The following is a 24,440-nucleotide window of genomic DNA, read 5'->3' on the forward strand; positions in this document are numbered from 1 at the left end:
GAGAGAAAGCAATGAAAGCTCTGCTCGATCTATTCAAGCAAGTCCAACAGGAAGAAGTTTTCGACGCGATCAAGATCGGTCTGGCCTCGCCCGACAAGATCCGTTCGTGGTCGTTCGGCGAAGTGAAGAAGCCGGAGACCATCAACTACCGTACGTTCAAGCCGGAACGCGATGGTCTGTTCTGCGCGAAGATCTTCGGGCCGATCAAGGACTACGAGTGCCTGTGCGGCAAGTACAAGCGCCTGAAGCACCGCGGCGTGATCTGCGAGAAGTGCGGCGTCGAAGTGACGCTGGCGAAGGTGCGTCGCGAACGGATGGGCCACATCGAGCTGGCCTCGCCGGTCGCGCACATCTGGTTCCTGAAGTCGCTGCCGTCGCGTCTGGGCATGGTGCTCGACATGACGCTGCGCGACATCGAGCGCGTGCTGTACTTCGAAGCGTACGTGGTGATCGAACCGGGCATGACGCCGCTGAAGGCGCGGCAGATCATGACCGAAGAGGATTACTACAACAAGGTCGAGGAATACGGCGACGAATTCCGTGCCGAGATGGGCGCGGAAGGCGTGCGTGAACTGCTGCGCGCGATCAACATCGACGAGCAGGTCGAGACGCTGCGCACCGAGCTGAAGAACACCGGCTCGGAAGCGAAGATCAAGAAGTACGCGAAGCGCCTGAAGGTCCTCGAGGCATTCCAGCGCTCGGGCATCAAGCCCGAGTGGATGATCCTCGAAGTGCTGCCGGTGCTGCCGCCGGAACTGCGTCCGCTCGTGCCGCTGGACGGCGGGCGTTTCGCGACGTCGGACCTGAACGACCTGTATCGCCGCGTGATCAACCGTAACAACCGGTTGAAGCGCCTGCTCGAGCTGAAGGCACCTGAAATCATCGTCCGCAACGAAAAGCGGATGCTGCAGGAAGCCGTCGACTCGCTGCTCGACAACGGTCGTCGCGGCAAGGCGATGACGGGCGCGAACAAGCGTCCGCTGAAGTCGCTCGCCGACATGATCAAGGGCAAGGGCGGCCGTTTCCGTCAGAACCTGCTGGGCAAGCGCGTCGACTACTCGGGCCGTTCGGTCATCGTGGTCGGCCCGACGCTGAAGTTGCACCAGTGCGGTCTGCCGAAGCTGATGGCGCTCGAACTGTTCAAGCCGTTCATCTTCAACAAGCTGGAAGTGATGGGCGTCGCGACGACCATCAAGGCTGCGAAGAAGGAAGTCGAGAACCAGACGCCGGTGGTGTGGGACATCCTCGAAGAGGTGATCCGCGAGCACCCGGTGATGCTGAACCGTGCGCCGACGCTGCACCGTCTCGGTATCCAGGCGTTCGAGCCGGTGCTGATCGAAGGCAAGGCAATCCAGCTGCACCCGCTCGTCTGCGCGGCGTTCAACGCCGACTTCGACGGTGACCAGATGGCCGTTCACGTGCCGCTGTCGCTCGAAGCGCAGATGGAAGCGCGCACGCTGATGCTCGCGTCGAACAACGTGCTGTTCCCGGCCAACGGCGATCCGTCGATCGTGCCGTCGCAGGATATCGTGCTGGGTCTGTACTACGCGACCCGCGAAGCGATCAACGGCAAGGGCGAAGGCCTGTCGTTCACGGGCGTGTCGGAAGTCATCCGCGCGTACGAGAACAAGGAAGTCGAGCTGGCCTCGCGCGTCAACGTCCGGATCACCGAAATGGTCCGCAACGAGGACACGTCGGAAGGCGCGCCGGAGTTCGTGCCGAAGATCACGCTGTACGCGACGACCGTCGGTCGCGCGATCCTGTCGGAGATCCTGCCGCACGGCCTGCCGTTCTCGGTGCTGAACAAGCCGCTGAAGAAGAAGGAAATCTCGCGCCTGATCAACACGGCGTTCCGCAAGTGCGGTCTGCGTGCGACGGTCGTGTTCGCCGATCAGCTGATGCAGTCGGGTTTCCGTCTCGCGACGCGCGCCGGCATCTCGATCTGCGTGGACGACATGCTCGTGCCGCCGCAGAAGGAAACGATCGTCGGCGACGCCGCGAAGAAGGTGAAGGAGTACGACCGCCAGTACATGTCGGGTCTCGTCACCGCGCAGGAACGCTACAACAACGTGGTCGACATCTGGTCGGCAACGTCGGAAGCGGTCGGCAAGGCGATGATGGAGCAGCTGTCGACGGAGCCGGTGACGGACCGCGACGGCAACGAGACGCGCCAGGAGTCGTTCAACTCGATCTACATGATGGCCGACTCGGGCGCCCGGGGTTCGGCGGTTCAGATTCGTCAGCTGGCCGGTATGCGCGGCCTGATGGCGAAGCCGGACGGCTCGATTATCGAGACGCCGATTACCGCGAACTTCCGCGAAGGTCTGAACGTGCTGCAGTACTTCATCTCGACCCACGGTGCACGTAAGGGTCTGGCTGATACGGCACTGAAGACCGCGAACTCGGGTTACCTGACGCGTCGTCTCGTCGACGTCACGCAGGATCTGGTCGTGGTGGAAGACGATTGCGGCACGTCGAACGGCGTGGCGATGAAGGCACTCGTCGAAGGCGGTGAAGTCGTCGAAGCGCTGCGCGACCGTATTCTCGGCCGCGTCGCGGTTGCGGACGTCGTGAATCCGGAAACGCAGGAAACGCTGTACGAATCGGGCACGCTGCTCGACGAAACGGCAGTCGAGGAAATCGAACGCCTCGGCATCGACGAAGTGCGCGTGCGCACGCCGCTGACCTGCGAAACGCGTTACGGCCTGTGCGCATCCTGCTACGGCCGCGACCTCGGCCGCGGCTCGCTGGTGAACGTCGGCGAAGCAGTCGGCGTGATCGCGGCACAGTCGATCGGCGAACCGGGCACGCAGCTGACGATGCGTACGTTCCACATCGGTGGTGCGGCATCGCGTGCGGCAGTGGCTTCGTCGGTCGAAGCGAAGAGCAACGGTATCGTCCGCTTCACGGCGACGATGCGCTACGTCACGAACGCGAAGGGCGAGCAGATCGTCATTTCCCGTTCGGGCGAAGCGATGATCACCGACGACTTCGGTCGCGAGCGCGAGCGTCACAAAGTGCCGTACGGCGCGACGCTGCTGCAGCTCGACGGCGCGACCATCAAGGCCGGCACGCAGCTCGCCACGTGGGATCCGCTGACGCGTCCGATCATCACCGAGTACGGTGGTACGGTGAAGTTCGAGAACGTCGAGGAAGGCGTGACCGTCGCGAAGCAGATCGACGACGTGACCGGCCTGTCGACGCTGGTCGTGATCGACGTGAAGCGCCGCGGTTCGCAGGCTTCGAAGAGCGTGCGTCCGCAGGTGAAGCTGCTCGACGCGAACGGCGAAGAAGTGAAGATTCCGGGCACGGAGCACGCGGTGCAGATCGGCTTCCAGGTCGGCGCACTGATCACCGTGAAGGACGGCCAGCAGGTGCAGGTCGGTGAAGTGCTCGCACGTATCCCGACCGAAGCGCAGAAGACGCGTGACATTACCGGCGGTCTGCCGCGGGTGGCGGAACTGTTCGAAGCGCGTTCGCCGAAGGATGCCGGCATTCTCGCGGAAGTCACCGGTACGACGTCGTTCGGTAAGGACACGAAGGGCAAGCAGCGTCTCGTCATCACGGATCTCGAAGGCAACCAGCACGAGTTCCTGATCGCGAAGGAAAAGCAGGTTCTGGTTCACGATGCCCAGGTCGTCAACAAGGGCGAAATGATCGTGGACGGTCCGGCCGATCCGCACGACATCCTGCGCCTGCAGGGTATCGAAGCGCTGTCGCGCTACATCGTCGACGAAGTGCAGGACGTGTACCGTCTGCAGGGCGTGAAGATCAACGACAAGCACATCGAGGTGATCGTTCGCCAGATGCTGCGTCGTGTGCAGATCACCGACAACGGCGATACGCGCTTCATCCCGGGCGAACAGGTCGAGCGTTCCGACATGCTGGACGAGAACGATCGCATGATCGCCGAGGGCAAGCGTCCGGCTTCGTACGACAACGTGCTGCTCGGTATCACGAAGGCGTCGCTGTCGACCGACTCGTTCATCTCCGCGGCATCGTTCCAGGAAACGACCCGCGTGCTGACCGAAGCGGCGATCATGGGCAAGCGCGACGATCTGCGCGGCCTGAAGGAAAACGTGATCGTCGGCCGTCTGATTCCGGCCGGTACGGGTCTCGCGTTCCACAAGGCACGCAAGGCGAAGGAATCGTCGGATCGCGAGCGTTTCGACCAGATCGCAGCGGAAGAGGCATTCGACTTCGGCACGCCGAGCGCGCCGGCGGAAGAGCCGCAACACCCGGCAGCCGAGTAAGGGCGGGGGGCGCAAGCCGCCTTGCCTTGCTGTCATCGCTGTCACCGAAACCGCCCGGTTTTGCCGGGCGGTTTTTTTTCATCCTTCGTTCACGTGCATCACGGGCCGGCACAGCGCCGGCGCATGCGTCGCGATCGCGTCCGGTACGGGTGCGGCAGGCCCGTGATGCACGCGAACGAACCCTGACCGAACGGCCAACATCGCGCGATTCGCCCCGCGTCGCGCGAGCGGGTTGTTAAAATTGCGGTCATCGCTTAGCCGTCCCTGCTCTCATTCATGTCCCGCGCCCTCGAAATACTCGACGAAGTCTTTGGTTATTCCGCCTTTCGCGGCCAGCAGGGCGAGATCGTCGAGCACGTCGCCGGCGGCGGCGATTGTCTCGTGCTGATGCCGACCGGCGGCGGCAAGTCGCTGTGCTACCAGATTCCCGCGCTGCTGCGCCGCGAGGCCGGGCAGGGCGCCGGCATCGTCGTGTCGCCGCTGATCGCGCTGATGCAGGACCAGGTCGCCGCGTTGAGCGAAGTCGGCGTGCGCGCGGCCTATCTGAATTCGACGCTGTCGGGCGCCGAGGCGGCGGCCACCGAGCGCGCGCTGCGCGAGGGCGAAATCGACCTGCTGTACGTCGCGCCGGAGCGGTTGATGACGGGGCGTTTCCTCGAGCTGCTCGAGCGCGCGAAGATCGGCCTGTTCGCGATCGACGAAGCACACTGCGTGTCGCAATGGGGGCACGATTTCCGCCCGGAATACATCCAGCTGTCGGTGCTGCACGAGCGCTTCCCGTCGGTGCCGCGCATCGCGCTCACCGCCACGGCCGATGCGATCACGCGCGACGAGATCATCCATCGTCTCGCGCTCGACGACGCACGCGTGTTCGTGTCGAGCTTCGACCGGCCGAACATCCGCTACCGGATCGTCGAAAAGGACAACGCGCGCGCGCAGCTGCTCGATTTCATTCGCGCCGAGCACACGAATGCCGACGGCACGACGGACGCGGGTGTCGTCTATTGCCTGTCGCGCCGCAAGGTCGAGGAAACGGCCGAATGGCTGAAGGCGCAGGGCGTGCGCGCGCTGCCGTACCACGCGGGAATGGAGTTCGAGGTGCGGCAGAAGCACCAGGAAATGTTCCAGCGCGAGGAAGGCATCGTGATGTGCGCGACGATCGCGTTCGGCATGGGCATCGACAAGCCCGACGTGCGTTTCGTTGCGCATCTCGATTTGCCGAAGAGCGTCGAAGGCTACTACCAGGAAACCGGCCGCGCGGGCCGCGACGGGCTGCCGGCGAACGCGTGGATGGCGTATGGCCTCGGCGACGTCGTCCAGCAGCGCAAGATGATCGACGAGTCCGATGCGGACGATGCGCACAAGCGCGTGCAGACGTCGAAGCTCGATGCGCTGCTCGGCTTGTGCGAGACGATCTCGTGTCGCCGCGTGCGGCTGCTGAACTACTTCGGCGAGGCGAGCCAGCCGTGCGGCAACTGCGACACGTGCCTCGAGCCGCCCGCGTCGTGGGACGCGACGCGCGAGGCGCAGATGGCGCTGTCGTGCGTGTTCCGCGCGCAGCGCGCGAGCGGCTTCAACTTCGGCTCGAGCCATCTGATCGAGATCCTGCGCGGCGGGCGCACCGAGAAGGTGTTGCAGCGCGGCCACGATCAGCTCAGCACGTTCGGCATCGGCGCGGCGCTGTCCGAGCCCGAGTGGCGCGCGATTTTCCGGCAGTTGGTCGCATACGGCTACCTGGCCGTCGACCATGGCGGCTTCGGCGCGCTGATGCTCACCGAGGCCGCGAAGCCCGTGCTGAAGAACGAGGAAAAGGTCACGCTGCGCCGCTATGTGAAGCCGCAACGCACCCGTCAGTCGTCGAGCCGAAGCGCCACGCGCGTCGATCCGACGGCTGGCATGGGCGCTCGCGAGCGCGCACGGTGGGATGCGCTGCGTGCATGGCGCGCGGAAACCGCGAAGGCCGACGGCGTGCCGGCCTACGTGATCTTCCATGACGCGACGCTCGCCGAAATCGCGCGCAATGCGCCGGAGACGATCGAGGATCTTCGCCACATCCCCGGCATGGGCGTGCGCAAGCTCGAACGCTTCGGCGACGAGATCATCGACGTCGTCGAATCGGCCTGACACAGGTGTTCCGCCCCTTTCTGTCAACCGCGCGGTCGGTCGGCGCATCACGCAAGCCGTTGACTTAGTTGGTATTTCCGGAATATCATGTTGGGTTCCGGTATTCGGTGGGCCGAGTCGCGTTCGAAGGTTCGTGTCCGTCTCGCCGGTTCGGAAGTCAACTGTGCGCCGATTCTCGCTTTGCCCGAAATCGATGCGCAGATTTTGTTCAATTTCAGGAATAAACAATGCCAACCATCAACCAACTGGTTCGCAAAGGCCGTCAGTCGGAAACGACGAAGAGCAAGAGCCCGGCCCTGCAGGACTGCCCCCAGCGTCGCGGCGTGTGCACCCGTGTGTACACGACGACGCCGAAGAAGCCGAACTCGGCACTCCGTAAGGTCGCCAAGGTTCGTCTGACGAACGGCTTCGAAGTGATTTCGTACATCGGCGGTGAAGGCCACAACCTGCAGGAGCACTCGGTTGTGCTGATCCGCGGCGGCCGTGTGAAGGACTTGCCGGGTGTGCGTTACCACATGGTTCGCGGCTCGCTGGATACCCAGGGCGTCAAGGACCGTAAGCAAGCGCGCTCGAAGTACGGCGCGAAGCGTGCAAAGGCTGCCAAGTAAGCAGTTTTTGATCAGGGATCGCCGCAGGGCGGTCAAGGCGGGAGTGCCGGATTGCCGGTGCTGTCGAGTAAGTGGTCACCCGGCCAAGCTGGTTAGTCGTGAAGATGTGATCGGGTTTGTTGGTGGCCGCGGAGCTGGTTGCAGCTCCAACTGAACAAGTAAAGGAAGAATCATGCCGCGTCGTCGCGAAGTCCCCAAGCGGGAAGTGTTGCCGGATCCGAAGTTCGGTAACGTTGATGTTGCCAAGTTCATGAACATGCTGATGCTGTCCGGCAAGAAGTCGGTCGCAGAGCGCATCGTTTATGGCGCATTCGAACAAATCCAGACCAAGGGTGGCAAGGACCCGCTGGAAGTGTTCACGGTTGCGCTCAACAACGTGAAGCCGGTGGTCGAAGTGAAGAGCCGCCGCGTTGGTGGTGCCAACTATCAAGTTCCGGTCGAAGTGCGCCCGTCGCGTCGTATGGCATTGGCGATGCGCTGGCTGCGTGAGGCTGCGAAGAAGCGCAGCGAGAAGTCGATGGCTCTGCGTCTGGCAGGCGAACTCACCGAAGCGGCCGAAGGCCGTGGCGGCGCGATGAAGAAGCGCGATGAAGTTCACCGCATGGCAGAAGCCAACCGCGCGTTCTCGCATTTCCGTTTCTAAGCGCCTGGCTGGGCTGTTTGCGGAAATAAATTCCGGGCGGGTGCGCTTTTCAGGCGCCTCGCCCGTTTGTGTTGAGGCGTGATGCAGCAGGGCTGCATCACGTCATCCCAGTAGAGGATCAAAGTGGCTCGCAAGACTCCTATCGAGCGCTACCGCAATATCGGTATTAGCGCTCACATCGACGCCGGCAAGACGACGACGACCGAGCGCATTCTGTTTTACACCGGTGTGAACCACAAGATCGGTGAAGTCCACGACGGCGCAGCCACGATGGACTGGATGGAGCAGGAACAGGAACGTGGCATCACGATCACGTCCGCTGCTACCACGGCCTTCTGGAAGGGCATGGGCGGCAACTATCCGGAACACCGCATCAACATCATCGACACCCCGGGCCACGTCGACTTCACGATCGAAGTGGAGCGTTCGATGCGCGTGCTCGACGGCGCGTGCATGGTGTACTGCGCAGTGGGCGGCGTGCAGCCGCAGTCGGAAACGGTGTGGCGCCAGGCGAACAAGTACAAGGTGCCGCGTCTCGCGTTCGTCAACAAGATGGACCGTACCGGCGCGAACTTCTTCAAGGTCTACGACCAGCTCCGTCTGCGCCTGAAGGCGAACCCGGTTCCGGTCGTGGTGCCGATCGGCTCGGAAGAAAACTTCAAGGGCGTGGTCGACCTGATCAAGATGAAGGCGATCATTTGGGACGAAGCGTCGCAAGGCACGAAGTTCGACTACGTCGACATCCCGGCCGAACTCGCAGAGACCTGCAAGGAATGGCGCGAAAAGATGGTCGAAGCGGCTGCCGAAGCCAGCGAAGACCTGATGAACAAGTACCTGGAAGAAGGCGATCTGCCGGAAGCCGACATCGTCAAGGCGCTGCGTGATCGTACGATCGCGTGCGAAATCCAGCCGATGCTGTGCGGTACCGCGTTCAAGAACAAGGGCGTGCAGCGTATGCTCGACGCCGTGATCGACTTCCTGCCGTCGCCGGTCGACATCCCGCCGGTCAAGGGCGAGCTCGAAAACGGCGAAGAAGCAGAGCGCAAGGCATCGGACGAAGAGAAGTTCTCGTCGCTCGCGTTCAAGATCATGACCGACCCGTTCGTCGGCCAGCTGATCTTCTTCCGTGTGTACTCGGGCGTCGTCAACTCGGGCGACACGCTGCTGAACTCGACCAAGGGCAAGAAGGAACGCCTCGGCCGTATTCTGCAGATGCACGCGAACCAGCGTGAAGAAATCAAGGAAGTCCGCGCAGGCGACATCGCTGCAGCGGTCGGCCTGAAGGAAGCCACCACGGGCGACACGCTGTGCGACCCGGCGAACCCGATCGTTCTCGAACGCATGGTGTTCCCGGAGCCGGTGATTTCGCAGGCGGTCGAGCCGAAGACCAAGGCCGACCAGGAAAAGATGGGCCTCGCACTGAACCGTCTGGCTCAGGAAGACCCGTCGTTCCGCGTGCAGACCGACGAAGAGTCGGGCCAGACCATCATTTCGGGCATGGGCGAGCTCCACCTCGAAATTCTGGTCGACCGGATGAAGCGTGAGTTCGGCGTGGAAGCGACCGTCGGCAAGCCGCAGGTTGCATACCGCGAAACGATCCGCTCGACGGCGAAGGACGTCGACGGCAAGTTCGTCAAGCAGTCGGGTGGTCGCGGCCAGTACGGTCACGCGGTCATCACGCTCGAGCCGAACGAACAAGGCAAGGGCTACGAGTTCTTCGACGAGATCAAGGGTGGTGTGATTCCGCGTGAATACATCCCGGCGGTCGACAAGGGTATCCAGGACACGCTGAAGTCGGGCGTGCTGGCTGGCTTCCCGGTCGTCGACGTGAAGGTTCACCTGACGTTCGGTTCGTACCACGACGTTGACTCGAACGAAAACGCGTTCCGCATGGCCGGTTCGATGGCGTTCAAGGAAGCGATGCGCAAGGCGAACCCGGTCGTGCTCGAGCCGATGATGGCTGTCGAAGTCGAGACGCCGGAAGACTACATGGGCAACGTGATGGGTGACCTGTCGGGCCGTCGCGGTATCGTCCAGGGCATGGAAGACATGGTTGGCGGCGGCAAGATCGTGCGCGCCGAAGTGCCGCTGTCGGAAATGTTCGGTTACTCGACGTCGCTGCGCTCGCTGACGCAAGGTCGTGCAACGTACACGATGGAGTTCAAGCACTACGCTGAAGCTCCGCGCAACGTTGCCGAAGCGATCATCAGCGCGAAGTCGAAGTAAATCTTTAGCTACCAATCGATTATTTTTTGAAAGAAGAGAATCATGGCAAAAGAAAAGTTTGAGCGGACCAAGCCGCACGTGAACGTTGGTACGATTGGTCACGTTGACCACGGCAAGACGACGCTGACGGCAGCGATCACGACGGTTCTGACGAAGAAGTTCGGCGGCGAAGCGAAGGCGTACGACCAGATCGACGCGGCACCGGAAGAAAAGGCGCGCGGCATCACGATCAACACGGCGCACGTCGAGTACGAAACGGCTAACCGCCACTACGCCCACGTCGACTGCCCGGGCCACGCTGACTATGTGAAGAACATGATCACGGGTGCGGCGCAGATGGACGGCGCGATCCTGGTTTGCTCGGCAGCAGACGGCCCGATGCCGCAAACGCGCGAGCACATCCTGCTGGCACGTCAGGTTGGCGTTCCGTACATCATCGTGTTCCTGAACAAGTGCGACATGGTGGACGACGCGGAACTGCTCGAGCTGGTCGAGATGGAAGTTCGCGAACTGCTGTCGAAGTACGACTTCCCGGGCGACGACACGCCGATCGTGAAGGGTTCGGCAAAGCTGGCGCTGGAAGGCGACACGGGCGAGCTGGGCGAAGTGGCGATCATGAACCTGGCAGACGCACTGGACACGTACATCCCGACGCCGGAGCGTGCGGTTGACGGCGCGTTCCTGATGCCGGTGGAAGACGTGTTCTCGATCTCGGGCCGCGGTACGGTGGTGACGGGTCGTGTCGAGCGCGGCATCATCAAGGTCGGCGAGGAAATCGAAATCGTCGGTATCAAGCCGACGGTGAAGACGACCTGCACGGGCGTTGAAATGTTCCGCAAGCTGCTGGACCAAGGTCAGGCAGGCGACAACGTGGGTATCCTGCTGCGCGGCACGAAGCGTGAAGACGTGGAGCGCGGCCAGGTTCTGGCGAAGCCGGGTTCGATCACGCCGCACACGCACTTCACGGCTGAAGTGTACGTGCTGAGCAAGGACGAAGGCGGCCGTCACACGCCGTTCTTCAACAACTACCGTCCGCAGTTCTACTTCCGTACGACGGACGTGACGGGCTCGATCGAGCTGCCGAAGGACAAGGAAATGGTGATGCCGGGCGACAACGTGTCGATCACGGTGAAGCTGATCGCTCCGATCGCGATGGAAGAAGGTCTGCGCTTCGCAATCCGCGAAGGCGGCCGTACGGTCGGCGCCGGCGTAGTCGCCAAGATCATCGAGTAATATCGACGATCCGCGGATCCCGGCGGGGTCCGCGATTCCACGGTAAGCAACTGCGTACCGCGGAAACCGGGTGTCCAGTTCGATCTGGCACCCGGTTTTTCTTTGTGGCGTGCGAACCGCTCTATTGACAAACGCCCACCGCCGCGAATTTTCGTGTAGAATCGCGGGCTTAGCAGTGGAAGTACCGCCCGGAACCTGATGCTTCGCTCCCCGCTGGCGTCATGTTTCACGTTCTTTTAGTGTCCGGCGATGCAACATCGCCTCGCTCTTTTCAAGGAATCGTCATGCAGCAACAGAAAATCCGCATTCGCCTGAAGGCATTCGACTATCGTCTGATCGATCAATCGGCTGCCGAAATCGTCGATACCGCGAAGCGGACTGGCGCAATCGTCCGTGGCCCGGTGCCGCTGCCGACGCGCATTCAGCGTTTTGACATCCTGCGCTCGCCGCACGTCAACAAGACGTCGCGCGATCAGCTCGAAATCCGCACCCACCAGCGCCTGATGGACATCGTCGACCCGACGGACAAGACCGTTGACGCGCTGATGAAGCTCGACCTGCCGGCTGGCGTCGACGTGGAAATCAAGCTGCAGTAAGGCTTCCAGCGCCGGCCGGCGTGCCGGATGGTGCTAAGTCTTTGTATTGCTTGCGGAAATCGAGAAGTCGGGCTATACTGCTTGGCTTTTCGCGTATTCGCGTAAAAAAGTTGGGCCTTGCGTGCCCGGCATTTTGTAAATCAGCCCCGACCAATCGCAGTCGGGAATGGAGAAAATGATGAGCCTTGGACTCGTAGGTCGCAAGGTTGGCATGACCCGTATCTTCACGGCTGAAGGGGATTCGATTCCCGTCACCGTGCTGGACGTGTCGGACAACCGCGTGACGCAGATCAAGACTGTTGAAACCGACGGCTACACGGCCGTGCAGGTTGCATTCGGCTCCCGCCGCGCATCGCGCGTGACGAAGCCGCTGGCAGGTCATCTCGCCAAAGCCGGTGTCGAAGCCGGTGAAATCCTCAAGGAATTCCGCATTGACGCGGCCAAGGCAGCCGAGCTGTCGAATGGCGCCGTGGTCGGTGCAGATCTTTTCGAAGTGGGCCAGAAGGTCGACGTGCAAGGCGTGTCGATCGGTAAGGGCTACGCCGGTACGATCAAGCGTTACAACTTCTCCTCCGGCCGTGCCACGCACGGTAACTCGCGCTCGCACAACGTGCCGGGCTCGATCGGTATGGCGCAGGATCCGGGTCGTGTTTTCCCGGGTAAGCGCATGACGGGTCACATGGGTGACGTGACGGTGACGGTGCAGAACCTCGAAATCGCCCGTATCGACGCAGAGCGCAAGCTGCTGCTCGTGAAGGGTGCGATTCCGGGCGCGAAGGGCGGCAAGGTCTTCGTGACGCCGGCCGTCAAGACCAAGGGGGCGAAATAATGGAACTCAAGCTCCTGAACGAAAATGGTCAGGAAGGTGCAGTGGTCAACGCATCGGACGTCGTGTTCGGTCGTGACTACAACGAAGCGCTGATCCACCAGGTCGTCGTCGCTTACCAGGCGAATGCTCGCCAGGGTAACCGCGCACAGAAGGACCGCGAGCAAGTCAAGCACACGACCAAGAAGCCGTGGCGCCAGAAGGGTACGGGCCGCGCTCGTGCCGGTATGTCGTCGAGCCCGTTGTGGCGTGGCGGTGGTCGTATCTTCCCGAATTCGCCGGAAGAAAACTTCTCGCACAAGGTCAACAAGAAGATGCATCGCGCAGGCCTCTGCTCGATCTTCTCGCAGCTGGCCCGCGAAGGCCGTCTGTCGGTCGTCGAGGACATCATCCTCGAAGCGCCGAAGACCAAGCTGCTGGCCGACAAATTCAAGACCATGGGTCTCGACTCCGTGCTGATCATCACCGACACGGTTGACGAAAACCTGTACCTGGCATCGCGCAACCTGCCGCACGTGGCAATTGTCGAGCCGCGCTACGCTGACCCGCTGTCGCTGATCTACTTCAAGAAAGTGCTGGTCACGAAGGCTGCGGTCGCCCAGATCGAGGAGTTGCTGTCATGAGCGAGATTCGCAAGAACGATCATCGTTTGATGCAGGTCCTGCTCGCACCGGTGATTTCCGAAAAGGCGACGCTGGTTGCCGACAAGAACGAGCAAGTCGTGTTCGAAGTCGCACCGGATGCCACGAAGCAGGAAGTGAAGGCGGCTGTCGAGCTGCTGTTCAAGGTTGAAGTTGATTCGGTCAACGTGCTGGTTCAGAAGGGCAAGCAAAAGCGCTTCGGCCGTTCGATGGGCCGCCGCAAGGACGTGAAGAAGGCGTACGTCTGCCTGAAGCCCGGCCAGGAAATCAACTTTGAAGCGGAGGCCAAGTAATCATGGCAATCGTGAAAGTTAAACCGACTTCGCCGGGTCGCCGCGCGATGGTCAAGGTGGTCAACAAGAATCTGCACCAGGGCAAGCCGTACGCGGCACTGCTCGACTCGCAGAGCTCGACCGCCGGCCGTAACAACAACGGCCGTATCACCACGCGTCACAAGGGTGGTGGTCACAAGCAGCACTATCGTATCGTCGATTTCCGTCGCACGAAGGATGGCATTCCGGCAAAGGTCGAGCGTCTCGAGTACGACCCGAACCGCAGCGCGAACATCGCGCTGGTGCTCTACGCAGACGGCGAACGTCGCTACATCATCGCCCCGAAGGGCCTGACCGTCGGCCAACAGCTGATGTCGGGTTCGGAAGCGCCGATCCGTGCAGGCAACACGCTGCCGATCCGCAACATTCCGGTCGGTACGACGATCCACTGCATCGAGATGCTGCCGGGCAAGGGCGCGCAAATGGCGCGTTCGGCTGGCACGTCGGCCATGCTGTTGGCGCGTGAAGGCGTCTACGCGCAGGTTCGTCTGCGTTCGGGCGAAATCCGCCGCGTGCACATCGAGTGCCGTGCAACGATCGGTGAAGTCGGCAACGAAGAGCATAGCCTGCGCCAGATCGGCAAGGCTGGCGCGAACCGCTGGCGCGGTATCCGCCCGACGGTGCGTGGCGTTGCGATGAACCCGGTCGATCACCCGCACGGTGGTGGTGAGGGCAAGACGGCTGCAGGTCGCGACCCGGTGAGCCCGTGGGGTACGCCGGCTAAGGGTTACCGCACCCGCAGCAACAAGCGCACGACGACGATGATCGTCCAGCGCCGTCACAAGCGTTAAGGAGTAGGCAATGGCACGTTCTGTAAAAAAAGGTCCGTTCTGCGACGCCCATTTGCTGAAGAAAGTTGAGGCGGCTGCAGCTTCGCGCGACAAAAAGCCGATCAAGACCTGGTCGCGTCGCTCGACGATTCTGCCGGATTTCATCGGCCTGACGATCGCTGTTCACAACGGCCGTCAACACGTTCCGGTGTACATCTCGGAAAACATGGTCGGCCACAAGCTTGGCGAGTTCGCACTGACCCGTACGTTCAAGGGTCACGCAGCCGACAAGAAGGCCAAGAAATAAGGGGCAATCAAGATGGAAGTGAAAGCAATTCATCGCGGTGCCCGCATCTCGGCGCAGAAAACGCGCCTTGTGGCTGACCAGATCCGCGGTTTGCCGGTCGACAAGGCGCTGAACGTTCTGACGTTCTCGCCGAAGAAGGCGGCTGGCATCGTGAAGAAGGTTGTGCTGTCGGCAATCGCGAATGCGGAGCACAACGAAGGCGCTGATATCGACGAGCTCAAGATCAAGAGCATCTACGTCGACAAGGCTGCATCGCTCAAGCGTTTCACCGCGCGCGCCAAGGGCCGCGGTAACCGCATCGAGAAGCAATCCTGTCACATCACTGTGACGGTCGGGAATTAAGGAGCCATACGATGGGACAGAAAATTCATCCGACTGGCTTCCGCCTGGCTGTCAGCCGCAATTGGGCTTCGCGTTGGTACGCGAACAACAACAATTTCGCGGCGATGCTGCAGGAAGACATCGGTGTTCGTGAATACCTGAAGAAGAAGCTGAAGAACGCTTCGGTCGGTCGGGTGGTCATCGAGCGTCCGGCGAAGAACGCGCGCATCACGATTTACAGCTCGCGTCCGGGCGTGGTCATCGGCAAGAAGGGCGAGGACATCGAACAGCTGAAGACGGAACTGCAACGCCGCATGGGCGTGCCGGTTCACGTCAACATCGAGGAAATCCGCAAGCCGGAAACCGATGCTCAGCTGATCGCTGACTCGATCACGCAACAGCTCGAGCGCCGGATCATGTTCCGTCGCGCGATGAAGCGTGCGATGCAGAACGCGATGCGTCTGGGTGCCCAAGGCATCAAGATCATGAGCGCAGGCCGTCTGAACGGTATCGAAATCGCTCGTACGGAGTGGTACCGCGAAGGTCGCGTGCCGCTTCACACGCTGCGTGCTGATATCGACTACGCGACTTCGGAAGCGAAGACGACTTACGGGATCATCGGCGTCAAGGTGTGGGTCTACAAGGGCGATACGCTCGGCCGCAACGATGCACCGGTGGTGGAAGAAGTAGCCGAAGACAAGCGTCCGCGTCGCAATGCGCGTCCGGGCGACCGTCGTCCGCGCCGTGACGGCGAAGGCGGCGCTCCGGGTGCTCGTCGTGGCGCACCGCGCCGTGGCGCCGGCAAGCCCGAAGACGGCAAGACTGGAGAATAACGATGCTGCAACCGAAACGCAGAAAGTATCGTAAAGAGCAGAAGGGTCGTAACACCGGCAAGGCGACGCGCGGCAACGCCGTGTCGTTCGGTGAATTCGGCCTGAAGGCGATCGGTCGCGGTCGTTTGACCGCACGTCAAATTGAAGCGGCGCGTCGTGCAATGACGCGTCACATCAAGCGTGGCGGCCGCATCTGGATCCGGATCTTCCCGGACAAGCCGATTTCGCAGAAGCCGGCCGAAGTGCGTATGGGTAACGGTAAGGGTAACCCGGAGTACTACGTCGCCGAGATTCAGCCGGGCAAGATGCTCTATGAAATGGACGGCGTATCCGAAGAACTGGCACGCGAAGCGTTCCGTCTGGCTGCAGCCAAGCTGCCGCTCAAGACGGCATTCATCGTGCGCCAGCTCGGCGCCTAAGGAGAAAACATGAAGGCTTCCGAACTTCTCCAGAAAGACCAGGCCGCGCTCAACAAGGAGCTGGCGGACCTGCTGAAGGCGCAATTCGGCCTGCGCATGCAACTCGCGACCCAGCAGCTCACGAACACGAGCCAGCTGAAGAAGGTTCGTCGCGACATCGCACGTGTGCGGACCGTCATGACTCAGAAGGCGAACCAGAAATGAACGATAGCGTGAAAACCTCGCTGAAGCGGACGCTGGTCGGTCGGGTCGTCAGCAACAAGATGGACAAGACCGTCACCGTGCTGATCGAGCACCGCGTCAAGCATCCGATCTACGGCAAGTATGTCGTGCGTTCGAAGAAGTACCACGCGCACGATGAAGCGAACACCTACAACGAAGGCGATCTCGTCGAAATCCAGGAAACGCGTCCTGTTTCGAAGACGAAGGCCTGGACGGTGTCGCGCCTCGTCGAAGCCGCTCGCGTCATCTAAGCGGGCAGCGCAGTAGGCAGTAACGGGCACTTCTCCACGAAGTGCTTGAAATCGCAAAGTTTTTGCTTGCGTGACCGGGATTATTTGTTATAATCCCGGTCTTCCCTCTTTATGGGAGCCCCGTCGCGGGCGAAGTTGGTGGGGGAAGCGGACTGGCGCCTGCCTGTCCGAAAGATTCACCGAATTGCGATGGCGGGTTTCGTTTGCCGTCGCTGCTGTTCCAACCCAAGCAGCCGATTGGCTGACGGGACCAAGACTGACCGAATGCATCATGGTGGTGCATCCGGATTAAGTTGGGAAAGACAAACCATGATCCAGACCGAATCTCGGCTCGAAGTAGCCGACAACACGGGTGCACGCGAAGTTCTGTGCATCAAGGTGCTCGGCGGCTCGAAGCGTCGTTATGCCGGCATTGGCGACATCATCAAGGTGAGCGTCAAAGAGGCAACGCCGCGCGGGCGCGTGAAGAAAGGCGAAATTTACAACGCCGTGGTGGTCCGCACCGCCAAGGGCGTGCGCCGTCAAGACGGCTCGCTGATCAAGTTCGACGGCAACGCCGCTGTGCTTTTGAATAACAAGCTCGAGCCGATCGGCACCCGTATCTTCGGGCCGGTGACGCGTGAGCTGCGTAGCGAACGATTCATGAAGATCGTTTCGCTGGCGCCGGAAGTGCTGTAAGGAGTCGCGATGAACAAGATTCGCAAAGGTGACGAAGTCATCGTCGTCACTGGCAAGGACAAGGGCAAGCGCGGCGTCGTGCTGGCTGTCGGTGCTGAACATGTGACGGTTGAAGGTATCAACCTCGTCAAGAAGCATGTGAAGCCGAACCCGATGAAGGGTACGACGGGCGGCGTGGAAGCGAAGACGATGCCCCTGCATATTTCGAACGTCGCACTGGTCGACGCGAATGGCAAGGCGTCGCGTGTTGGCATCAAGGTCGAGGAAGGCAAGAAGGTTCGCTTCCTGAAGACGACCGGTGCCGTACTGAGCGCCTGACGCAGCGGAGTAAAAAATGGCTCGTTTTCAAGAGTTTTACAAAGAAAAGGTTGTGCCCGGCCTGATCGAGAAGTTCGGTTACAAGTCGGTCATGGAAGTGCCGCGCATCACCAAGATCACGCTGAACATGGGTCTTGGCGAAGCGATCGCTGACAAGAAGATCATCGAGAACGCCGTTGGCGACCTCACGAAGATCGCCGGCCAGAAGCCGGTCGTCACGAAGGCCCGCAAGGCAATCGCAGGCTTCAAGATCCGCCAGGGTTACCCGATCGGCGCGATGGTGACGCTGCGTGGCCGCGCGATGTACGAATTCCTCGACCGTTTCGTGACGGTTGCCCTGCCCCGCGTGCGTGACTTCCGCGGTGTGTCGGGTCGTGCTTTCGATGGCCGTGGCAACTACAACATCGGTGTGAAAGAGCAGATCATTTTCCCCGAAATCGATTACGACAAGATCGACGCACTGCGTGGGCTGAACATCAGCATCACGACGACTGCGAAGACCGACGACGAAGCAAAGGCTCTGCTCGCCAGCTTCAAGTTCCCGTTCAGAAACTGAGGTTACCGTGGCTAAACTGGCACTGATCGAACGTGAAAAGAAGCGCGCCCGCTTGGTCGCGAAGTTCGCAGCAAAGCGCGAAGCGCTGAAGGCGATCGTCGAAGACCAAAGCAAGTCGGAAGAAGAGCGCTACGAAGCACGCCTGGAGCTGCAGCAACTGCCCCGCAACGCAAACCCGACCCGCCAGCGTAACCGCTGCGCGATCACGGGCCGTCCGCGTGGCACGTTCCGTAAATTCGGCCTCGCGCGTAACAAGATTCGTGAAATCGCATTCCGTGGCGAGATTCCTGGCCTGACCAAGGCGAGCTGGTAATAGGAGAAACGTAAATGAGCATGAGTGATCCTATCGCCGATATGCTGACTCGCATCCGCAACGCGCAGATGGTCGAGAAGGTATCGGTCGCGATGCCCTCGTCGAAGGTCAAGGTTGCAATCGCGCAAGTCCTGAAGGACGAAGGCTATATCGACGATTTCGCCGTGAAGGCGGAAGGTGCGAAGTCCGAACTGAATATCGCGCTGAAGTACTACGCAGGTCGCCCGGTCATCGAACGCCTCGAGCGCGTGTCGAAGCCTGGTCTGCGCGTGTACCGCGGCCGTAACGACATTCCGCAGGTCATGAACGGCCTCGGTGTGGCAATCGTGTCGACGCCGAAGGGCGTGATGACCGACCGCAAGGCGCGCGCTACCGGCGTCGGCGGCGAAGTCATCTGCTACGTCGCTTAAAGCCGAGGAGAGAGAAACATGTCTCGAGTAGGTAAGAGCCCGATCGCGCTGCAAGGCGCGGAAGTCAAGCTGGCCGACGGTGCGATCACCGTCAAGGGCCCGCTGGGCACCATCACGCAAGCGATCAATCCGCTCGTGAACGTGGCGAACAACGACGGCACGCTGAATCTGTCGCCGGTCGACGAAAGCCGCGAAGCAAATGCACTGTCGGGCACGATGCGCGCGATCATCGCGAATGCCGTGCACGGCGTGACCAAGGGTTTCGAGCGCAAGCTGACGCTGGTTGGCGTCGGTTACCGTGCGCAAGCGCAAGGCGACAAGCTGAACCTGTCGCTGGGTTTCTCGCACCCGGTGGTGCACCAGATGCCGGAAGGCGTCAAGGCCGAAACCCCGACGCAAACCGAAATCGTGATCAAGGGGATCAACAAGCAACAAGTCGGTCAAGTGGCTGCGGAAGTCCGCGGTTACCGTCCGCCGGAGCCCTACAAGGGCAAGGGCGTGCGTTATGCCGACGAGGTTGTGATCCTCAAAGAAACGAAGAAGAAGTAAGGGTGCGCAATCATGGATAAGACTCAATCTCGCCTGCGCCGCGCTCGCCAGACGCGTATCAAGATCGCTGAGCTGCAGGTCGCGCGTCTCGCCGTGCATCGCACGAACACGCACATCTACGCTCAAGTGTTCTCGCCGTGCGGCACCAAGGTGCTCGCCAGCGCGTCGACGCTCGAAGCAGAAGTGCGCGCAGAACTGGCCGACAAGTCGGGCAAGGGCGGCAACGTCAATGCTGCGACGCTGATCGGCAAGCGTATTGCCGAAAAGGCAAAGGCTGCCGGCATCGAATCCGTCGCCTTCGACCGCTCGGGCTTCCGCTACCACGGCCGCGTCAAGGCGCTGGCTGAGGCAGCTCGCGAAGCTGGGCTCAAGTTCTAAGGAAGGAATTCGTCATGGCAAAGATGCAAGCGAAAGTTCAGGCTGACGAGCGCGACGACGGCCTTCGCGAAAAGATGATTTCGGTCAATCGCGTGACCAAGGTCGTGAAGGGTGGCCGTATTCTCGGCTTCGCCGCACTGACCGTGGTCGGCGACGGTGATGGCCGCATCGGTATGGGCAAGGGCAAGGCGAAGGAAGTGCCGGTCGCTGTCCAGAAGGCAATGGAACAAGCTCGCCGCAACATGTTCAAGGTGCCGCTCAAGAACGGCACGCTGCAGCACGAAGTGCACGGCAAGCATGGCGCATCCGCTGTCCTCCTCGCTCCGGCGAAGGCAGGTACGGGCGTGATCGCCGGCGGCCCGATGCGCGCAGTGTTCGACGTGATGGGCGTTCAGAACGTCGTGGCGAAGAGCCACGGTTCGACGAACCCGTACAACCTCGTTCGCGCCACGCTGGACGGTCTGCGCAAGCAGTCGACCCCGGCAGACATCGCGGCGAAGCGCGGCAAGTCCGTCGAAGATATTTTGGGCTAAGCCCGGGTGGTCACCATGTCTGAAAAAACTGTCAAGGTTCAGCTCGTCAAGAGCCTGATCGGGACCCGCGAATCGCACCGCGCAACCGTGCGTGGCCTGGGCCTGCGCCGACTCAACTCGGTTAGCGAGCTGCAGGACACGCCGGCGGTCCGCGGCATGATCAACAAGGTCTCGTACCTCGTTAAGGTCATCGCGTAAGCGGCCCTACGGATCAAGGAGTTGATATGGAATTGAATAACCTGAAGCCGGCCGCTGGCGCCAAGCACGCCAAGCGTCGCGTCGGTCGTGGCATCGGTTCGGGCCTCGGCAAGACGGCTGGCCGTGGTCACAAGGGTCAGAAATCGCGTTCGGGCGGCTTCCACAAAGTCGGTTTCGAAGGCGGTCAGATGCCGCTGCAACGTCGTCTGCCGAAGCGCGGCTTCACGTCGCTGACGAAGGAATTCGTCGGTGAAGTGCGCCTGGGCGACCTCGAGAAGCTGCCGGTCGACGAGATCGATCTGCTCGCACTGAAGCAAGCCGGCCTGGTCGGCGAGCTGACGAAGAGCGCAAAGATCATCGCGACGGGCGAACTGAAGCGCAAGATCGTCGTGAAGGGTCTCGGTGCCACCAAGGGTGCGCGCGCTGCGATCGAAGCGGCTGGCGGTTCGTTCGCCGAGTGACACGCGTAGCGCGTCGTCACTTGCATTCATCGGAGAAGGTACTTGGCTAACAGCCCGAGTCTTGCAAAACCCGGTCGAAGCACGGCGAAATTCGGCGATCTGCGCCGGCGAGCGATGTTCCTGCTCCTGGCGCTGATCGTCTATCGCATCGGCGCGCACATTCCCGTGCCGGGCATCGATCCGGATCAACTGGCTAAGCTGTTCCAGAGCCAGGCGGGCGGCATCCTGGGCATGTTCAACATGTTCTCGGGTGGCGCGCTTTCCCGCTTCACGATCTTTGCGCTGGGGATCATGCCGTACATCTCGGCGTCGATCATCATGCAGTTGCTGGCGATCGTTTCGCCGCAGCTCGAGGCGCTGAAGAAGGAAGGGCAGGCAGGGCAACGGAAGATCACGCAGTACACGCGGTATTTCACCGTGGTGCTCGCGACCTTCCAGGCATTCGGTATCGCGGCTGCGCTGGAAAACCAGCCGGGCCTCGTCACCGATCCCGGCATGCTGTTCCGTCTGACGACGGTCGTGACGCTGGTTACGGGCACGATGTTCCTGATGTGGCTCGGCGAGCAGATTACCGAGCGTGGTCTGGGCAACGGTATCTCGATCATCATCTTCGGCGGGATCGCAGCAGGGTTCCCGAATGCCGTGGGTGGGTTGTTCGAGCTGGTGCGTACGGGTTCGATGAGCATCATTTCGGCGATCATCATCGTCGTTCTGATCGCCGCGGTGACTTACCTGGTCGTGTTCATCGAACGCGGTCAGCGCAAGATCCTCGTGAACTACGCGAAGCGTCAGGTCGGCAACAAGATCTACGGTGGGCAGTCGTCGCATCTGCCGCTGAAGCTGAACATGTCGGGCGTGATTCCGCCGATCTTTGCATCGTCGATCATTCTGTTCCCGGCAACGATTCTCGGCTGGTTCAGTACCGGTCAGCCGACAGGAAGCTGGATTTCCAATACGTTGCATAACGTTGCGGAAGCGCTGAAGCCGGGCCAGCCGGTCTACGTGCTGCTGTACACGCTGGCAATCGTGTTTTTCTGCTTCTTCTACACCGCACTGGTGTTCAACAGCAGGGAGACCGCAGACAACCTGAAGAAGAGCGGCGCGTTTGTTCCGGGCATCCGTCCGGGCGATCAGACCGCACGATATATCGACCGCATCCTCACGCGTCTGACGCTGGCCGGTGCGATCTACATCGTCTTCGTGTGTCTGCTGCCGGAATTCCTGGTGCTGCGCTGGAACGTGCCGTTTTATTTTGGTGGAACGTCGCTGCTGATCATTGTCGTCGTCACGATGGACTTTATGGCGCAGGTGCAGTCGTACGTTATGTCGCAACAGTATGAGTCGCTGCTCAAGAAGGCTAACTTCAAGGGCGGCAACATCCCGATGCGTTGAAAAGGACTATGGCCAAAGACGATGTAATCCAGATGCAGGGTGAGGTCATTGAAAACCTCCCGAATGCGACCTTCCGCGTGAAGCTGGAAAACGGCCATGTCGTGTTGGGGCATATTTCCGGGAAGATGCGGATGCACTACATCCGCATCCTGCCGGGCGACAAGGTGACGGTTGAATTGACGCCTTACGATCTGTCTCGTGCGCGGATCGTGTTCCGGGCGAAGTGATTTGAAAAAAGGGTATTATCATGAAAGTGATGGCATCGGTTAAGCGCATTTGCCGCAATTGCAAGATCATCAAGCGCAAAGGCGTCGTTCGCGTGATCTGCAGCTCGGATCCGCGCCACAAGCAGCGCCAAGGCTGACCGCGCGTTTGTTTGCGCTTTTTGTTTGAGGAAAAACAATGGCTCGTATCGCAGGGGTTAACATCCCGAATCACCAGCATACCGAGATCGGCCTGACGGCTATCTTCGGTATCGGCCGCACCCGTTCGCGCAGCATCTGCGTGGCAGCTGGCGTCGATTTTTCGAAGAAGGTCAAGGATCTGACCGACGCAGACCTGGAAAAGCTGCGTGAAGAAGTAGGCAAGTTTGTCGTCGAAGGCGATCTGCGCCGTGAAGTGACGATGAACATCAAGCGCCTGATGGACCTCGGTTGCTACCGTGGCGTCCGTCATCGCAAGGGCCTGCCGATGCGCGGTCAGCGTACGCGTACGAACGCACGTACCCGCAAGGGTCCGCGTCGTGCAGCGCAAGCGCTGAAGAAGTAAGCGGAACTGACAGTTACAGGAAAACGTAATGGCTAAGGCTTCGAACACCGCGGCGCAACGCGTTCGCAAGAAGGTTAAGAAGAACGTCGCTGAAGGCGTGGTTCACGTTCACGCGTCGTTCAACAACACGATCATCACGATCACCGATCGCCAAGGCAACGCTCTGGCATGGGCGACGTCGGGCGGTCAGGGCTTCAAGGGCTCGCGCAAATCGACGCCGTTCGCTGCTCAGGTCGCAGCCGAGTCGGCTGGCCGCGTCGCGATGGAATACGGCGTGAAGAATCTGGAAGTGCGGATCAAGGGCCCGGGCCCGGGTCGCGAGTCGGCAGTGCGCGCACTGCACGGCCTCGGCATCAAGATCACCGCGATTTCGGACGTCACCCCGATTCCGCACAACGGCTGCCGTCCGCCGAAGCGTCGTCGTATCTAAGGATGTGCTGGCACGTTCGTGCTAGCGCATTGCCTGTCGCCGCTCAGCGTCGACGGGCGTTGCTTTTTTGATTGACTAAGCCCACCGTTCGCCCCAAAGGGAGCGGACTAGCGCGGATTTCGATCCGCGTGACTGATTGATAAAGGAATGCAAAGTGGCACGTTATATCGGCCCCAAAGCCAAGCTTTCCCGCCGTGAAGGCACCGACCTGTTCCTGAAGAGCGCACGCCGCTCGCTCGCCGACAAGTGCAAGCTCGACAGCAAGCCGGGTCAGCACGGCCGTACCTCGGGCGCACGTACGTCCGACTACGGTACGCAGCTGCGCGAGAAGCAGAAGGTCAAGCGTATCTACGGCGTGCTGGAACGTCAGTTCCGTCGCTACTTCGCTGAAGCCGATCGCCGCAAGGGCAACACGGGTGAAAACCTGCTGCAACTGCTCGAGTCGCGCCTCGACAACGTCGTGTATCGCATGGGCTTCGGCTCGACCCGCGCTGAAGCGCGTCAGCTGGTGAGCCACAAGTCGATCACGGTGAACGGCGTCGTCGCAAACGTGCCGTCGCAGCAAGTGAAGGCGGGTGACGTCGTCGCGATCCGCGAAAAGGCGAAGAAGCAGGCGCGTATCGTCGAAGCGCTGTCGCTGGCCGAGCAAGGCGGCATGCCGAGCTGGGTTGCAGTCGATGCGAAGAAGTTCGAAGGCACGTTCAAGCAAATGCCGGAACGCGCTGAAATCGCAGGCGACATCAACGAAAGCCTGATCGTCGAATTGTATTCGCGTTAATCCGATTGACGGCCGAGGTACCCCGATTGCGTTGCGCAAGGACGGGCCTCGGCTGTTTATTTTCTGGTTGTTA

The 24,440-nt window shown here is 61.0% G+C and carries 33 protein-coding genes; all 33 read left to right on the forward strand.

The window, feature by feature from the left end; all coding sequences use genetic code 11:
• Positions 1-11: 11 nt before the first annotated feature.
• The 33 genes from rpoC to rpsD all read left to right on the forward strand — a co-directional run bounded on the left by rpoC (position 12) and on the right by rpsD (position 24,367).
• Positions 12-4,253 carry a DNA-directed RNA polymerase subunit beta' gene (rpoC, locus tag WS54_RS14485; protein ID WP_034209727.1) on the forward strand — a complete coding sequence of 1,414 codons (4,242 nt, stop codon included), beginning with the start codon at positions 12-14 and terminating at the stop codon, positions 4,251-4,253.
• Positions 4,254-4,529: 276 nt separating this feature from the next.
• Positions 4,530-6,377 carry a DNA helicase RecQ gene (gene recQ / locus WS54_RS14490; RefSeq protein WP_059780718.1) on the forward strand — a complete coding sequence of 616 codons (1,848 nt, stop codon included), beginning with the start codon at positions 4,530-4,532 and terminating at the stop codon, positions 6,375-6,377.
• 227 nt (positions 6,378-6,604) lie between these two features.
• Positions 6,605-6,985: a 30S ribosomal protein S12 gene (gene rpsL / locus WS54_RS14500; protein WP_006400662.1), complete on the forward strand. Its 381-nt coding sequence runs from the start codon at positions 6,605-6,607 to the stop codon at positions 6,983-6,985.
• Between the two features lie 172 nt (positions 6,986-7,157).
• Positions 7,158-7,628 carry a 30S ribosomal protein S7 gene (rpsG, locus tag WS54_RS14505; protein WP_034209730.1) on the forward strand — a complete coding sequence of 157 codons (471 nt, stop codon included), beginning with the start codon at positions 7,158-7,160 and terminating at the stop codon, positions 7,626-7,628.
• Positions 7,629-7,751: 123 nt separating this feature from the next.
• A complete protein-coding gene (fusA, locus tag WS54_RS14510; RefSeq protein ID WP_034209731.1) occupies positions 7,752-9,854 on the forward strand; it encodes an elongation factor G in 2,103 nt (700 codons plus the stop codon).
• A 42-nt stretch (positions 9,855-9,896) separates the two neighbouring features.
• Positions 9,897-11,087, forward strand: coding sequence for an elongation factor Tu (tuf, locus tag WS54_RS14515; protein WP_034209732.1), 1,191 nt, complete (start codon positions 9,897-9,899; stop codon positions 11,085-11,087).
• A gap of 284 nt (positions 11,088-11,371) precedes the next feature.
• Positions 11,372-11,683 carry a 30S ribosomal protein S10 gene (gene rpsJ / locus WS54_RS14520; RefSeq protein ID WP_004199280.1) on the forward strand — a complete coding sequence of 104 codons (312 nt, stop codon included), beginning with the start codon at positions 11,372-11,374 and terminating at the stop codon, positions 11,681-11,683.
• A gap of 178 nt (positions 11,684-11,861) precedes the next feature.
• On the forward strand, positions 11,862-12,512 hold the full coding sequence (gene rplC / locus WS54_RS14525) for a 50S ribosomal protein L3 (RefSeq protein ID WP_006482922.1): 651 nt from the start codon (positions 11,862-11,864) through the stop codon (positions 12,510-12,512).
• Positions 12,512-13,132, forward strand: coding sequence for a 50S ribosomal protein L4 (gene rplD / locus WS54_RS14530; RefSeq protein WP_006477192.1), 621 nt, complete (start codon positions 12,512-12,514; stop codon positions 13,130-13,132). Before rplC ends, rplD begins: the two co-directional genes overlap by 1 nt.
• Positions 13,129-13,443 carry a 50S ribosomal protein L23 gene (rplW, locus tag WS54_RS14535; RefSeq protein WP_004199275.1) on the forward strand — a complete coding sequence of 105 codons (315 nt, stop codon included), beginning with the start codon at positions 13,129-13,131 and terminating at the stop codon, positions 13,441-13,443. The genes rplD and rplW overlap by 4 nt, the downstream gene beginning before the upstream one ends.
• Positions 13,444-13,445: 2 nt before the next feature.
• Entirely contained in the window at positions 13,446-14,273 is an 828-nt protein-coding gene (gene rplB / locus WS54_RS14540) for a 50S ribosomal protein L2 (protein WP_034209733.1), read from the forward strand.
• Positions 14,274-14,283: 10 nt separating this feature from the next.
• Complete coding sequence (gene rpsS / locus WS54_RS14545; RefSeq protein ID WP_004199273.1) at positions 14,284-14,559, forward strand: 30S ribosomal protein S19; 276 nt, start codon at positions 14,284-14,286, stop codon at positions 14,557-14,559.
• 12 nt (positions 14,560-14,571) lie between these two features.
• Positions 14,572-14,901: a 50S ribosomal protein L22 gene (rplV, locus tag WS54_RS14550; RefSeq protein WP_004199272.1), complete on the forward strand. Its 330-nt coding sequence runs from the start codon at positions 14,572-14,574 to the stop codon at positions 14,899-14,901.
• Positions 14,902-14,912: 11 nt separating this feature from the next.
• On the forward strand, positions 14,913-15,713 hold the full coding sequence (gene rpsC / locus WS54_RS14555) for a 30S ribosomal protein S3 (RefSeq protein ID WP_006482899.1): 801 nt from the start codon (positions 14,913-14,915) through the stop codon (positions 15,711-15,713).
• A gap of 2 nt (positions 15,714-15,715) precedes the next feature.
• Positions 15,716-16,132, forward strand: a complete 417-nt coding sequence (gene rplP / locus WS54_RS14560) for a 50S ribosomal protein L16 (RefSeq protein WP_006765417.1) — start codon at positions 15,716-15,718, stop codon at positions 16,130-16,132.
• A 9-nt stretch (positions 16,133-16,141) separates the two neighbouring features.
• On the forward strand, positions 16,142-16,336 hold the full coding sequence (gene rpmC / locus WS54_RS14565) for a 50S ribosomal protein L29 (protein ID WP_006400652.1): 195 nt from the start codon (positions 16,142-16,144) through the stop codon (positions 16,334-16,336).
• Entirely contained in the window at positions 16,333-16,605 is a 273-nt protein-coding gene (gene rpsQ, locus WS54_RS14570; protein WP_006477189.1) for a 30S ribosomal protein S17, read from the forward strand. The genes rpmC and rpsQ overlap by 4 nt, the downstream gene beginning before the upstream one ends.
• A gap of 309 nt (positions 16,606-16,914) precedes the next feature.
• Entirely contained in the window at positions 16,915-17,283 is a 369-nt protein-coding gene (gene rplN / locus WS54_RS14575; RefSeq protein ID WP_006482918.1) for a 50S ribosomal protein L14, read from the forward strand.
• 9 nt (positions 17,284-17,292) lie between these two features.
• Entirely contained in the window at positions 17,293-17,601 is a 309-nt protein-coding gene (gene rplX / locus WS54_RS14580) for a 50S ribosomal protein L24 (RefSeq protein ID WP_006477187.1), read from the forward strand.
• A gap of 16 nt (positions 17,602-17,617) precedes the next feature.
• Entirely contained in the window at positions 17,618-18,157 is a 540-nt protein-coding gene (rplE, locus tag WS54_RS14585) for a 50S ribosomal protein L5 (RefSeq protein ID WP_006482882.1), read from the forward strand.
• Positions 18,158-18,164: 7 nt separating this feature from the next.
• Entirely contained in the window at positions 18,165-18,470 is a 306-nt protein-coding gene (gene rpsN, locus WS54_RS14590; protein ID WP_006482884.1) for a 30S ribosomal protein S14, read from the forward strand.
• A gap of 14 nt (positions 18,471-18,484) precedes the next feature.
• Entirely contained in the window at positions 18,485-18,880 is a 396-nt protein-coding gene (gene rpsH / locus WS54_RS14595) for a 30S ribosomal protein S8 (RefSeq protein WP_006477185.1), read from the forward strand.
• Between the two features lie 18 nt (positions 18,881-18,898).
• A complete protein-coding gene (rplF, locus tag WS54_RS14600) occupies positions 18,899-19,429 on the forward strand; it encodes a 50S ribosomal protein L6 (protein ID WP_006477184.1) in 531 nt (176 codons plus the stop codon).
• 12 nt (positions 19,430-19,441) lie between these two features.
• Positions 19,442-19,807: a 50S ribosomal protein L18 gene (gene rplR / locus WS54_RS14605; protein ID WP_006477183.1), complete on the forward strand. Its 366-nt coding sequence runs from the start codon at positions 19,442-19,444 to the stop codon at positions 19,805-19,807.
• Positions 19,808-19,821: 14 nt separating this feature from the next.
• Positions 19,822-20,340 (forward strand): 30S ribosomal protein S5, encoded by a 519-nt coding sequence (rpsE, locus tag WS54_RS14610; protein ID WP_006752931.1) that lies wholly within the window; start codon positions 19,822-19,824, stop codon positions 20,338-20,340.
• Positions 20,341-20,355: 15 nt separating this feature from the next.
• Positions 20,356-20,538 (forward strand): 50S ribosomal protein L30, encoded by a 183-nt coding sequence (gene rpmD / locus WS54_RS14615; protein ID WP_006400644.1) that lies wholly within the window; start codon positions 20,356-20,358, stop codon positions 20,536-20,538.
• Positions 20,539-20,564: 26 nt separating this feature from the next.
• Positions 20,565-20,999 carry a 50S ribosomal protein L15 gene (rplO, locus tag WS54_RS14620; protein ID WP_006482880.1) on the forward strand — a complete coding sequence of 145 codons (435 nt, stop codon included), beginning with the start codon at positions 20,565-20,567 and terminating at the stop codon, positions 20,997-20,999.
• A gap of 42 nt (positions 21,000-21,041) precedes the next feature.
• On the forward strand, positions 21,042-22,391 hold the full coding sequence (secY, locus tag WS54_RS14625) for a preprotein translocase subunit SecY (protein WP_006482915.1): 1,350 nt from the start codon (positions 21,042-21,044) through the stop codon (positions 22,389-22,391).
• Positions 22,392-22,399: 8 nt separating this feature from the next.
• Positions 22,400-22,618, forward strand: a complete 219-nt coding sequence (gene infA, locus WS54_RS14630; RefSeq protein ID WP_004521905.1) for a translation initiation factor IF-1 — start codon at positions 22,400-22,402, stop codon at positions 22,616-22,618.
• A gap of 20 nt (positions 22,619-22,638) precedes the next feature.
• Positions 22,639-22,755, forward strand: a complete 117-nt coding sequence (rpmJ, locus tag WS54_RS14635; protein WP_004199844.1) for a 50S ribosomal protein L36 — start codon at positions 22,639-22,641, stop codon at positions 22,753-22,755.
• 38 nt (positions 22,756-22,793) lie between these two features.
• Positions 22,794-23,159 carry a 30S ribosomal protein S13 gene (gene rpsM, locus WS54_RS14640; RefSeq protein ID WP_006400641.1) on the forward strand — a complete coding sequence of 122 codons (366 nt, stop codon included), beginning with the start codon at positions 22,794-22,796 and terminating at the stop codon, positions 23,157-23,159.
• A 28-nt stretch (positions 23,160-23,187) separates the two neighbouring features.
• Entirely contained in the window at positions 23,188-23,589 is a 402-nt protein-coding gene (rpsK, locus tag WS54_RS14645; protein ID WP_004197937.1) for a 30S ribosomal protein S11, read from the forward strand.
• 154 nt (positions 23,590-23,743) lie between these two features.
• Positions 23,744-24,367, forward strand: coding sequence for a 30S ribosomal protein S4 (gene rpsD, locus WS54_RS14650; protein WP_006477177.1), 624 nt, complete (start codon positions 23,744-23,746; stop codon positions 24,365-24,367).
• Positions 24,368-24,440: the final 73 nt, after the last annotated feature.

Source organism: Burkholderia sp. NRF60-BP8, assembly GCF_001522585.2.
GTDB lineage: Bacteria > Pseudomonadota > Gammaproteobacteria > Burkholderiales > Burkholderiaceae > Burkholderia.